This is a genomic window from Spirillospora sp. CA-142024, assembly GCF_050942325.1.
In the GTDB taxonomy this organism is placed as follows: Bacteria; Actinomycetota; Actinomycetes; order Streptosporangiales; family Streptosporangiaceae; genus Spirillospora.
Genome location: NZ_CP192077.1, coordinates 3,063,946 through 3,075,634, shown reverse-complemented (window position 1 = coordinate 3,075,634; position 11,689 = coordinate 3,063,946). Strand labels below are relative to the sequence as shown.

Annotated in this window: 10 protein-coding genes; 6 read left to right on the top strand and 4 right to left on the bottom strand. The window is 73.3% G+C overall.

Translation table 11 applies throughout. From position 1 onward, the window contains the following. Window positions 1–38 precede the first annotated feature (38 nt). The 4 genes from ACQPZP_RS14965 (at window position 39) to ACQPZP_RS14950 (ending at window position 3,419) form a co-directional block, all read left to right on the top strand. Window positions 39–1,226 carry a glycerate kinase gene (locus ACQPZP_RS14965; protein WP_433479612.1) on the top strand — a complete coding sequence of 396 codons (1,188 nt, stop codon included), beginning with the start codon at window positions 39–41 and terminating at the stop codon, window positions 1,224–1,226. Window positions 1,227–1,303: 77 nt separating this feature from the next. Next, entirely contained in the window at window positions 1,304–2,419 is a 1,116-nt protein-coding gene (gene ald, locus ACQPZP_RS14960) for an alanine dehydrogenase (RefSeq protein ID WP_433478214.1), read from the top strand. 23 nt (window positions 2,420–2,442) lie between these two features. Then, complete coding sequence (locus ACQPZP_RS14955) at window positions 2,443–3,033, top strand: histidine phosphatase family protein (RefSeq protein ID WP_433478213.1); 591 nt, start codon at window positions 2,443–2,445, stop codon at window positions 3,031–3,033. Between the two features lie 86 nt (window positions 3,034–3,119). Then, window positions 3,120–3,419 carry a metal-sensitive transcriptional regulator gene (locus ACQPZP_RS14950; RefSeq protein WP_258938790.1) on the top strand — a complete coding sequence of 100 codons (300 nt, stop codon included), beginning with the start codon at window positions 3,120–3,122 and terminating at the stop codon, window positions 3,417–3,419. 3 nt (window positions 3,420–3,422) lie between these two features. On the opposite strand, the gene ACQPZP_RS14945 is transcribed toward ACQPZP_RS14950, so the two are convergent. Next, on the bottom strand, window positions 3,423–3,953 hold the full coding sequence (locus ACQPZP_RS14945; protein ID WP_433478212.1) for a MarR family winged helix-turn-helix transcriptional regulator: 531 nt from the start codon (window positions 3,951–3,953) through the stop codon (window positions 3,423–3,425). 115 nt (window positions 3,954–4,068) lie between these two features. On the opposite strand from ACQPZP_RS14945, the gene ACQPZP_RS14940 reads away from it, so the two are divergent. Beyond that, on the top strand, window positions 4,069–5,607 hold the full coding sequence (locus ACQPZP_RS14940; protein WP_433478211.1) for a DHA2 family efflux MFS transporter permease subunit: 1,539 nt from the start codon (window positions 4,069–4,071) through the stop codon (window positions 5,605–5,607). Between the two features lie 3 nt (window positions 5,608–5,610). Here the strand turns inward: ACQPZP_RS14940 and ACQPZP_RS14935 are convergent, their stop codons facing one another. From ACQPZP_RS14935 to ggt, 3 genes are all read right to left on the bottom strand, one after another. Beyond that, the gene (locus ACQPZP_RS14935) at window positions 5,611–6,477 is read right to left on the bottom strand and encodes an oxygenase MpaB family protein (RefSeq protein ID WP_433478210.1); all 867 of its coding nucleotides are present in this window, start codon (window positions 6,475–6,477) and stop codon (window positions 5,611–5,613) included. 179 nt (window positions 6,478–6,656) lie between these two features. Further along, window positions 6,657–7,016, bottom strand: coding sequence for a divalent-cation tolerance protein CutA (cutA, locus tag ACQPZP_RS14930; protein WP_433478209.1), 360 nt, complete (start codon window positions 7,014–7,016; stop codon window positions 6,657–6,659). Further along, window positions 6,992–8,965, bottom strand: coding sequence for a gamma-glutamyltransferase (gene ggt / locus ACQPZP_RS14925; RefSeq protein ID WP_433478208.1), 1,974 nt, complete (start codon window positions 8,963–8,965; stop codon window positions 6,992–6,994). The genes cutA and ggt overlap by 25 nt, the downstream gene beginning before the upstream one ends. A gap of 397 nt (window positions 8,966–9,362) precedes the next feature. Between ggt and ACQPZP_RS14920 the strand changes: the two genes are divergently transcribed. Continuing rightward, window positions 9,363–11,612: an amino acid permease gene (locus ACQPZP_RS14920; protein ID WP_433478207.1), complete on the top strand. Its 2,250-nt coding sequence runs from the start codon at window positions 9,363–9,365 to the stop codon at window positions 11,610–11,612. Window positions 11,613–11,689 lie beyond the last annotated feature (77 nt).

The window sequence follows — 11,689 nt, the reverse complement described above, 5'->3', positions numbered from 1 at the left end:
AAGGTAGGGCCTTACCCCCCGGCGTGAAAGGCGTGGCTGTGGTGTCCGCGGACTCTCCCTCCCACCCGTCTCCGCCAGGTCACGTCCTGCTGGCGCCTGACAGGTTCCCGGGAGCGCTGACCGCGGCGCGGGCGGCCCGGCATCTCGCGGCCGGGCTGCGCCGCGCGCGTCCCGGCGTGCCGGTGGTGGAGCTGCCCGTGGCCGACGGCGGCGACGGCACCGTCGAGGCCGCGGTGGCGGCGGGCTGGCGGCGGATCGACGTCGAGGTCTGCGGGCCGACGGGCCGCCCGGTCGCCGCCCGGCTCGCGCTGAACGGGCACAGCGCGGTGGTCGAGCTCGCGGAGGCGTCCGGGCTGCGCCGGCTGCCGGACGGCAGGCCGCGCCCGCTCGTCGCGTCCAGCGTCGGGACCGGGCAGCTGGTCGCGCACGCGGTCCGGCTCGGCGCGCGCCGGATCGTCCTCGGCCTCGGCGGCGGCGCCTGCACCGACGGCGGCGCCGGACTCGTCCAGGGGCTCGGCGGCCGGCTGCTGGACGCGCTCGGCAAGGACCTGCCGCCCGGCGGGGCGGCGCTGCGCTCGCTGCACGCCCTCGACCTGCGCGGCCTCCCCGACATGTCGGACATCGAGGTGGTGGTGGCGGGCGACTCGGCCGGGCCGCTGCTCGGCCGCACCGGGGCCGCGGCCGTGGACGGCCCGCGCCGCGGCGCGACCCGCGACGAGGTGCGGCTGCTGGACGCCGGGCTGCGCCGCTGGGCCGACCTGGCAGAGGCGGCTGCCCGCACGGCGGCCCGCGACCTGCCCGGCGCCGGCACGTCCGGCGGCGTCGGCTTCGCGGCGCTCGCCTTCCTCGGCGCGACGATCGAGCCCGGCCCCTCGCTGATGCTCGATCTGCTGGGGTTCGCCGAGAAGGCGCGGGGCGCCCGGCTGGTCGTCACCGGCGAGGGCACCCTCGACACCCGGTCGCTGCGCGGCAGCGCGCCGATCGGCGTGGCCCGCGCCGCCGCCCGCGCGGGCGCGCCCGTCGTCGCCGTGGCCGGCCGCCGCGGCCTCACCGGAGAGCAGCTGCGCAAGGCGCGGATCCAGGCGGCGTACGCGCTGGCCGACATCGAGCCCGACGACGAGCGCCGCGTCCGCCGCGCCGGGCCGCTGCTGGAGCAGCTGACCGTCGCCATTGCCGACGAGTGGCTCCCGCCTTACATGGTGTCGTCGAAATGGTCGATGCCTTGACACACTGCACATAGCCGGAGGGTTTCTCCGCCACGCACGCTGTAGATAGGTCCTGGTCAGCGTTGACGGAGGAGCCTGTGAAGATCGGCGTCCCACGAGAGATCAAGAACCGCGAGTACCGGGTGGCGATCACCCCGGCGGGCGCGCACGAGCTCACCCGGCACGGCCACGAGGTGTTCGTCGAGCGCGGCGCCGGGCTCGGCTCGGCGATCCCGGACGACGACTACGCCGCCGCGGGCGCCAAGATCCTGGACGGCCCGGACGAGGTCTGGGCCGAGGGCGACCTGATCCTCAAGGTCAAGGAGCCGGTCGCGCCCGAGTACCACCGGATGCGGGACGGCCAGGTCCTGTTCACCTACCTGCACCTGGCCGCCTCCCGGGAGTGCACCGACGCGCTCCTGGCGGCCGGCGTCACCGCGATCGCGTACGAGACCGTCCAGCTCCCCGACCGCTCGCTTCCGCTGCTCGCCCCGATGTCCGAGGTCGCCGGGCGGCTCGCCCCGCAGGTCGGCGCGTACAACCTGATGTCCTTCAACGGCGGCCGGGGCGTCCTGCCGGGCGGGGTCCCCGGCGTCGCCCCGGCGAAGGTCGTCGTCATCGGCGGCGGCGTGTCCGGCCTCAACGCCGCGCAGATCGCCGTGGGCATGGGCGCTGACGTCACGGTCCTGGACGTCGACGTCGACCGCCTGCGCCACATCGACGCGATCTACCAGGGCCGCCTGCGGACGCTCGTGTCCAGCGCCTACAGCGTGGAGCAGGAGGCCCGGGCCGCCGACCTCGTCATCGGCGCCGTCCTCATCCCCGGCGCGCGGGCGCCCAAGCTGATCTCCACCGACCTGGTCGCCGCCATGAAGACCGGCTCCGTGCTCGTGGACATCGCCATCGACCAGGGCGGTTGCTTCGAGGACTCCCACCCCACCACGCACGACGACCCCACCTACAAGGTGCACGGCTCGACGTTCTACTGCGTGGCGAACATGCCCGGTTCCGTCCCGAACACGTCCACCTACGCCCTCACCGGCGTCACGCTTCCCTATGCCGTCCAGATCGCCGACAAGGGCTGGCGCAAGGCCCTGCACACCAACGCCGCCCTCGCCCTCGGCCTCAACACCCACGCCGGCACCCTCGTCTACGACCACGTGGCCGAGGCCCACGGCCTCCCCTACACCCCCCTCACCTCGATCTTGGCCTAGGGACGCCCCTCTAGAGTTGGGGCGTGGGCGAACTGATCCTGGTACGGCACGGGGAGACCGAGTGGAGCCGGGCGCGCCGGCACACCGGGCGGACCGACCTTCCGCTGACCGCACAAGGCGAGAAGCAGGCGCGGTCGCTGCGCGGGGCGCTGGACGGGCGGCGCATCGTGCGGACGCTGGTCAGCCCCGCGGAGCGGGCACGGCGGACGGCGGAGCTGGCGGGGCTCGGGGCGGACGAGGTGGACGCCGACCTGTGGGAGTGGGATTACGGCGGCTACGAGGGGATGAGCACGGCCGTGATACGCGAGGAGCGTCCCGGCTGGTTCCTGTGGGACGACGGGATCGTCCCGGGCGACGCCGAGCATCCGGGCGAGACGGTCGAGCAGGTCGGCGAGCGGGCGGACTCGGTCCTCGCGCGGGCACGGCCGCTGCTCGCGGACGGCGACGTCGCACTCGTCGCGCACGGTCACGTCCTGCGCGTGCTGACGGCGCGTTGGCTGGGCCTGGAGCCGGCGCAGGGACGGCTGTTCGCCCTCGGCACCGGGACCGTGTCGGCGCTCGGCACCGAGCACGAACGGCCGGTGATCAGCGCCTGGAACGTCCCGGCGCCGTAGTCCGGGCCAGCGCATAGGGTACCTGGTGGGGGATGTCCCCCAGGGGTACCCGGGCGTGCGCCCTTGGAAGGATTGCGAGGACGGAGATGGCGACCAGCGAGACCCCCACCCGCGGGTACACCGCCACGAAGGACCAGCTGCAGACCCGGCTGGCCCGGATCGAGGGCCAGGTGCGCGGCATCGACCGGATGGTCGACGAGGACCGCTACTGCATCGACATCCTCACGCAGATCAGCGCCGTCCAGGCGGCGCTGGACAAGGTGGCGCTGGGCCTGCTGGACGGGCATGTGCGGCACTGCGTGGCCGAGGGTGCCGAGGAGGGCAAGGGCGAGGCGATGTCCACCGAGCTGATGGCGGCCGTCGGGCGGCTGATGCGCCGCGGCTGAGCGTCACAGGCCCGGGTGACCGCCCGGGCAGCCTCCGCCGTCCGGGGCGCGCAGCCCCGTGCGCTCCATGGCCTCGACCAGGATGCGCCAGCCGCGCAGGAAGTGCGCGCGCTCGTCGGGGGCGAGCCGCTCCAGCGTCATCCGCAGCGGCCGCAGCCGGCGCCAGGCGAACCGCTCGATCATCTCCCGGTGCGCCTCGGCCAGGCTGACGATCATGCGCCGGCGGTCCCGCTCGTCCGGGCGGCGCTCGACGAAACCGCCGCGCTCCAGTTCCCCGACCAGCTGGCTGACCGTGGCCGGGTTGAGCGCCATGTGCCGCGCGAGCACGCCCACCGGCATCGGCCCGTTCAGCACGAGTTGCATCAGCGCCGGGACGTGCCGGGGTCCGAGCCCGGCGGCCTTCACCCGGTGGACGAGCTCTTCGGCGTCCGCGTGGCCGCCCTTCATGCCGCGGACCATCCGGCCCATGAGCTGGACCAGTTGCTCCAGGTCGGCGTCGACCGACGCGCCGGCGGCAGAGCGATCCTCGGACATACCTTGAAGTTCAACATATTCCGTGATGCACTGCAAAATGTTGAACTTCAAGGCGTTTCACGCCTTGACCGACGGGGACACGGGGCAACCGAGACTGCAGGCAAGGGGGCCGACCATGGCCGAAAGCCCGTCCACCGAACTGGCGCCGCCGGGCGGCGCCCCCGGCTCCGAACGTCTCGACCGGCAGACGATCCTGCTCGGCCTGGTGATCGTGTCGGGGACCGTGATGGCGATCCTCGACACCACGATCGTCAACGTCGCGCTGGAGACCCTCGGCCGCGACTTCTCCACCGACCTGTCGACGATCCAGTGGGTCATCACCGGCTACATGCTGGCGATGGGCACCGTCATCCCGCTCACCGGCTGGGCCGTCGACCGGTTCGGCGGGCGCCGCGTCTGGATGACGTCGATCGTGCTGTTCGTGTTCGGGTCGGCCCTGTCCGGCGCGGCCTGGAACATCGAGTCCCTGATCGTCTTCCGGGTCGTGCAGGGGCTCGGCGGCGGCATGCTGATGCCGACCGGCATGGCCATCCTGACGATGGCGGCCGGGCCGCGCCGGATGGGCCGCATCATGAGCATCGTCGGCGTCCCGATGCTGCTCGGGCCCGTCCTCGGCCCGGTGCTCGGCGGCTGGCTGGTCGAGGACGTCGACTGGCGCTGGATCTTCTTCGTCAACCTGCCGGTCGGCGCGCTCGCCCTGGCGCTGGCCTGGTGGAAGGTGCCGCACGACCACGGGGAGCACACCGCGCAGGCGCTGGACTGGCGCGGGCTGATCCTGCTGCCGCCGGGGTTCGTCCTGCTGATCTACGGGCTGTCCACGGCGAGCAGCAACGGCGGGTTCGGGGAGCCGTCCACGATCGCCTGGCTCGCCGGCGGCGTCGTCCTGGTCGGGCTGTTCGCGCTGCACAGCCTGCGGCTCCGGGAGCGCTCACTGATCAACGTGCGGCTGTTCGCCGACCGGACGTTCGCGACCGCCGCCGTCGCGGTGTTCTTCGTCGGCATCGCGCTGATGGGCTCGATGCTGCTGATCCCGCTGTACTACCAGACCGCCCGCGGCGAGGGCGCGTTCGCGGCGGGGCTGCTGCTCGCCCCGCAGGGCCTCGGCGCCGCGACCGCGATGCCGCTGGCCGGCGTGGTCACCGACAAGCTCGGCGCCGGGCGCATCGTGCCGGTCGGCATCGTGATCCTCGTGCTCGGCACCGTCCCGTTCGCCATGGTGGGCGCCGACACGTCCTACTGGCTGCTCGGCGGCGCACTCTACGTGCGGGGTCTCGGGCTCGGGTGCACGATGATGCCGACCATGTCGGCGGCGCTCACGACACTGAGCCGGGCGATGGTGTCGCGGGCCAGCAGCACCCTGAACATCATCGTCCAGCTCGGCGGGTCGGTCGGCACCGCGCTCCTCGCCGTCATCCTGTCCCGCCAGATCACCGACCGGATCCCGCAGGCCGCGGGCGGCGGCGCCGAGGGCGGCATGGGCGGCATCCCCGAACAGGTACGCGAGCAGGTCGCGCCGAAGCTGGCGGACGCGTTCGGCCACACGTTCTGGGTCGCGCTGATCCTCACCGCCGTGCTCATCCTCCCGGCGCTGCTGCTGCCGCGCCACGGCGCCCACGAGAACGACACGGTGCCGGACGCGCCCCCGACGGGGTGAGCCTCAGGAGGCGATCGACCAGGGGGCCAGGCCCGCCTCGTGCGCACGCGTGAGGCGCCTGGCCCTCCGGGCGTCCGGCGAGTACCGGAACCGCTCGGGGACGACGTGCGTGGTGCGGTACAGGCCCTTCAACGTCAGCGTCGCGGCCAGGTCGGACGTCGGCAGCCCCGGCAGCCCGTACATGCGGCGGGCCCAGCGCGGCAGCGTCGAGACGACCAGCATCCCGAGGCCCGGCGCGGCGAGCTTCAGCGGCAGCAGCGGACGCGGGACCACCGGGCTGAACATGCGGCGCAGCCCCTCGCGCGCCTCCCGGCACGCCCAGATCCGCCGCCGCATCTCCTCGTAGTACTCCCTCATCTCCGCGACGGAGGCGGGCACATCGGCCGGGTCGAGGCCGACGACGGCGGCGGCCCGGCGCTGCTCGTCCACGAACGTGTCGGCGTCCCGCGCGGTCAGCGGCACCCCCGCGCGGCGTGCCACGTCCAGGTACGAGTCGACCTCGCCCATGTGGACCCACAGCAGGTTCTCCGGATCGTCCACCGGGAACGTCTCGCCGGTCCGCATGTCGAGGCCGGTCAGCTTGGAGTGCAGCCGGCGCACGCGGCGGCCCACCCGCTCGACCTCCTCCTGCGTCCCGTAGGTGCGGACGCGGACGAACTCGACCGTCCGGCCGAGCCGCGCCCAGGCGGCGGCGGGGTCCATGAGCTCGGAGTTCTGCGCGGTCCCCCACATCGTCCGCGGATGCAGCGCCTGCAGCAGCAGCGCCCTGATCCCGCCGATGAACAGCACGGGCTCGCCCATGACCTCCCAGGTCACCGAGCCCGGCCCGAACAGGCCGTTGTCCGCCCGCTCCTCGCTCGTCTCGTGCACGCCGACCGCCTTCCGTCGCCGCGGCCGGCGAAACCGCGCCGACCAGGGTAATCAGACATTTACCCTGCCATGCCCGGCGCCACACGATCTAGAGGGAACGGCGTCATTGTGGGGGGACGCCCCCCACCCCCCGGCAGGAGCGGACTGACCGGCGCCCTCCGCTCCGCTCCGGTCGCCGGTCAGTCGTCGGCGTCCTCCACCGCTTCGTCACGCTCGCCGGGCTCGGTCTGCTCGGTGACCCAGGCGAGGTAGTCCATGCTGCCCGCCACCACCGGCGTCGCGATGATCTCCGGGGTGTCGTAGGAGTGCCCCTCGGTGATCAGGGAGGCCAGCTCGTCGAACCGGTCGGCGGAGGTCTTGAAGAGCACCATCCACTCCTCCGCCGACTCGATCTCGCCCTCCCACCAGTAGGTGCTGGCGATCGGACCCACCAGCTGCGCGCAGGCCGCGAGCCGCTCGGCGACCGCCGACCGGGCCAGCTCGGCGGCCTCGGCGCGGGAGTCGGTCGTGGTCGTCACCTGCACGTAAGAACGGGCCATGGCACGACTCCTTCCCGTTCGCCGTCCGCGCACGCCCGCGGCACGGAGGGCGATCGGGCCGGCCGGACGACCAGCGCGCTGCCACCGCCCCGCCGGGTCGGCTCCGCCACCGCCTGGACGAGACCGGGCCGCAGGAACTCCAGTCCCGTCGCGGCGCCGATCACGCCCGTCGGCGGGCCAGGGAAGAGTTCGAGGCGGTGCCCGCGCGCGGCGAGGTCACGGCCGTACCGGTCGATGAAGGCCTGCTCGGCGAACACCTGCGGGGTGTTGCGCTGCGTCGCGCGCGGCGCGCCGAGCGCTGCGGGCAGGTCCATTCCGAGGTCGATCCGGTTCATCAGGATCTGCAGCACCGTCGTGATGATCGTCGACCCGCCGGGCGTGCCGAGCGCGAGCTTCGGGCGGCCGTCCTGGAGCACGAGGGTCGGGGACATGCTGCTGCGCGGGCGCTTGTGCGGGCCGGGCAGGTTCGGGTCGGGCGCCTGGCCGGGCGCCGGCGGCTGGAAGGAGAAGTCGGTCAGCTCGTTGTTCAGCAGGAACCCGCGCCCGGGGACGGTGATGCCGCTACCGCCGAACTGCTCGATCGAGAGGGTGTAGGAGACGACGTTCCCCCACTTGTCGGCGACGACGAGGTGGGTGGTCTGCGGACCCTCCAACGCCAGCGCCCTGGTCTGGGTGCCCGGCGGGACGCACGGCTCGTAGCTCCCGTCCGGCGAGCCGGGGGCGACGGGCGCGGCGGCCGCCTGGTCCGGCTTGATCAGGCAGGCGCGCTCACGGGCGAACCCGGACGACAGCAGCTCGTCCAGGGGAACGTCGACCTTGTCGGGGTCGCCCACGTAGCGGCCGCGATCGGCGTAGGCGAGCTTGGACGCCTCCAGGTAGTAGTGCAGGGCCGTGACCGGGTCACGGGGGTCGAGCCGGAAGTTGCCCAGGATGTTGAGCGCCTCCCCCACCGTGGACCCGCCGGACGACGACGGCGGCATGCCGTACACGTCCGTCCCCCGGTAGGGCACGTGGGTGGGCGTGCGCCGCACCGCCCGGTAGTCGGCGAGGTCGTCCCGCTCCATCAGCCCCGGACGGACGGTGCGGGTGGCCTTCGGGTCGACCGGCGGCCTGGCGACCGTCCGGGCGATCTCCGCGCCGAGCCCGCCCTCGTAGAACCAGTCCGTGCCGCGCCTCGCCAGCTGCCGGTAGGTGGCGGCCAGGTCCGGGTTGCGGAACACCGAGCCGACCTCGGGCACCTTCCCGCCCGGCAGGAACAGCTTCCGGGTCGGGACGATGTCGCGGAAGCGCGCCTCGTTCACCGCGGTCTGGTCGTGGAACTCCTGGTCCACCACGAAGCCGCGGTCGGCGACCTTGATCGCCGGGCGCAGCAGGGTGCCGAGGTCGCGGCTGCCGAACCGGCCCAGCGCGAGGTCCCACTGGGCCAGGGTGCCGGGCACGCCCACGCCGAGGCCGCTCGTCACGGCCTGGTCGAACGGGAGGGGCTTGCCGGTCGCCGGGTCGATGAAGGAGTCCTGCCGCATCCGCGCCGGCGCGAACTCGCGGCCGTCGAGCGCGTAGACGCGGCGTGTCTTCGCGTCGTAGTAGGTGATGTAGCCACCGCCGCCGATCGCCGACACGTACGGCTCGGTGACCCCGAGCGTCGCACTCGCCGCGACGGCCGCGTCCATGGCGTTGCCGCCGCGCTTGAGGATCTCCAGGGCCGTCCGGCTGGCGTCCGGATCGACCGTGGAGACGGCGCCGCCGTACCCCGTCGCGACCGGCTGCCTGGCCGGCGGCTTCGGGTGCCCCGTGCCCGGCGCGGCGGCCGGCGCGGCGCCCGCGGCGGCGGGGACGGTGAGGGACGCGGTGACCGCCAGCGCGGCGACGAGGGCCGTGCGGCGCGTGCCCCGCGACCGCCTCGGGGACCGGAACGTGGACGACGGGCGCAAGGGCGATGAGCGGAACACCGGACCTCCAGACGAACGCGGCGTCCTTACGGTGCCACCGATCTTCGCCCGGCGCCACCGTCCGCACCGGCCGACCCCGGACGCTTCGCGGCCCATGGCGGCGACCCGGCGGAGAAAGATCATAAAGCGCTTTCCCCTTTGGAAATGGGGCGCATTCGATCGGAACGGTCCATCGGAAAAAGGTGTTCGGCGGCACCGCACCGAGCGTGAGGAAATCACCGGGGCACGCCGCCGACCTGCGGCTTGGCAGTATCCGACAACAGCGAGAGGCCATCAATCCTGACCAAAACGTTGCGATTATGCTCATACCTGGTGAATTCTTAGGGACTTCGGCAAGCCGTCACCTCGCGAACAGCGGCGCGGGTTCGGGCCTTGGGGGACACCTATGACCTTGGACATGCGCATGCGCAACAACATGTTCCGCCGGCTGCCGGTCGAGCAGGCGACCGGCAGGCTCTACGGCGGCCGGCACCGGCTCCGCGTGGTCTACCGGACCCGCGATCTCGTGGTGCTCGGCCTCGGCGTCATGATCGGCTCCGGCATCTTCAAGATCGCCGGCGAGCAGGCGTCCTCGACCGCGGGCCCCGGCGTGCTCGTCTCGTTCCTCATCGCGGGCGGCGTGTGCGTGCTCGCGGCGCTCGCCTTCGCCGAACTGTCCTCGATCATCCCGGTCGCGGGCAGCGCCTACTCCTTCAGCTATGTCGCGTTCGGCGAGGTGTGGGCGTGGGTCGTCGGCTGGGCGCTGATCATGGAGCTGCTGCTGGCCTCCTCGGTGCTCGCGCGGGTCTGGTCCCTCTACGCGACGCAGGCGCTGCACGACTTCGGGGTGCCGATACCGGCCTGGCTGGGCGACCTGATCGGCCAGCAGAAGGGCCCGGACCTGTTCGCGCTCGGCATCCTGCTGCTGGTCATCCTGATGCTCGCCACCGGCAGCCGGATGAGCCTGAAGTCCCTGTGGTTCATGGTGCTGGCCAAGGTCATCGTGATCGGGCTCGTCATCGCCACCGCGCTGAAGTTCTTCCACCCCGGCAACCTCACCCCGTTCCTGCCGCCCTCCCAGCCCGCGCCGAAGGGCGACCAGACGGTGCTGGACGCGGTGCTCGGCGCGGTCGGCGGCGGGAGCCCGCACGTGTTCGGGGTCTGGGGCATGTTCGCGGCCGCGCCCGCCATCGCGTTCGCCTACATCGGGTTCGACCTGATCGCGACGGCCTCGGAGGAGACCGACGACGCCCCCCGCAAGGTGCCGCGCGGCATCCTGACCGCCCTGGTCACCACCATCGTGCTGTACGCCGCCGTCGCGGTCGCGCTCGTCGGCATGGTCGGAATGGACGGCATCGCCGATCTCAACCCGGACAAGCTGCTGCTCGCCGCCGCGTTCGACTCGGTCGGCGCGGGCGCGATGGGCAAGATCGTCGACGTGGGCGCGATGCTCGCGCTGACCACCGTCATCCTGGTCCTGGTGATCAGCCTGACCCGGGTGGTGTTCTCCATCTCGCGGGACGGGCTGCTGCCGCGCCCGCTCGCCGCGATGAGCCGCTACAAGGTGCCCTCCCGCGCCACCCTCCTCGCGGGCGGCGCGGCCGTGGTGACGTCGCAGACGATCGACGTGCTCACGCTGGAGCAGCTCGTCGTGCTCGGCTCGCTGTTCGCGTTCCTGTTCGTCGCGGCCGCGGTGCTGGCGCTGCGCCGCACCCGGCCCGACCTGCACCGGCCGTTCCGGATGCCCGCGGCGCCGCTGGTCGTCATCGTGACGATCTTCGCGGTCGGCTGGCTGATGCTGAACCTGAACGTCCAGACGTGGGAGTACTTCGCCGTCTGGATGGCCGGCGGGATCGTGCTCTACCTGGCCTACGGGCGCCGCAAGAGCCAGATGAAGCTGCTGCTGGACGCTCCGCCGCCCGCGCGCCGGGCCGCCGCGTCGCCGGCCCCGGCCCCGCCGCCGGGCATGCTCCCCGCACCCGGGTCGACCCCGCCCCCGGGAGCGCGCGACGCCTATCCTTCCCCCGGACAGTATGGGACCGGACCGCGGCCGACCGGCATGCCGGAGAGCCCCTACCCGCCCGGCCGGTACTCGGCGGGACGGCAGCCCGGCGGCCGGTTCCCCCGCCCCGGCGAGACCGCCCCGGAACGCTACGGGCGCGAGAGCCGCACGCCGCAGGGCCGCTACTCCCCCGGCCCGTCCGACACCCCGCACGCGATCGAACCGGGCGACCACGAGCCCGGCGGCCACAGCCCCAGCGGTCCCCCATCCGGTGGCCCCCAACCCGGCGGTCGCGAGACCGGCGGGTACGAGCCCGGCGGCTACCCATCCAGTGGGTACCGGTCCGGTGGTCCTCAGCCAGGCGGTCGCGAGTCGGCCGGGTACGAGACAGGCGGGTACGAGCCCGGCGACTACCGATCCGGCGGCCCCCAACCCGGCGGTCACCAGCCGGGCGGGCGCGAGACGGGCGGGTACGAGACAGGCGGCTACGGGTCTGGCGGTTACGACTCCGGCGGCTACCAGTCGGGTGGCGGCGAGCCGGGCGGCTATCCGTCCGGTGGCTCGGAGTCCGGCGGTTATCCGCCCGGCCCGTACCAGTCCGGGCCCTACGGCTCCGAGGGCGGAGAGCCTCAGGAACCGCCGCAAGGCGGGCGCCACCGCCGCTGAGACCGCACCGGAGAGAACTTCCGTTTTGTGAGGTTCCGCCGAACACCGAGGGCGCCACCCCGATGCCGGGGAGGCGC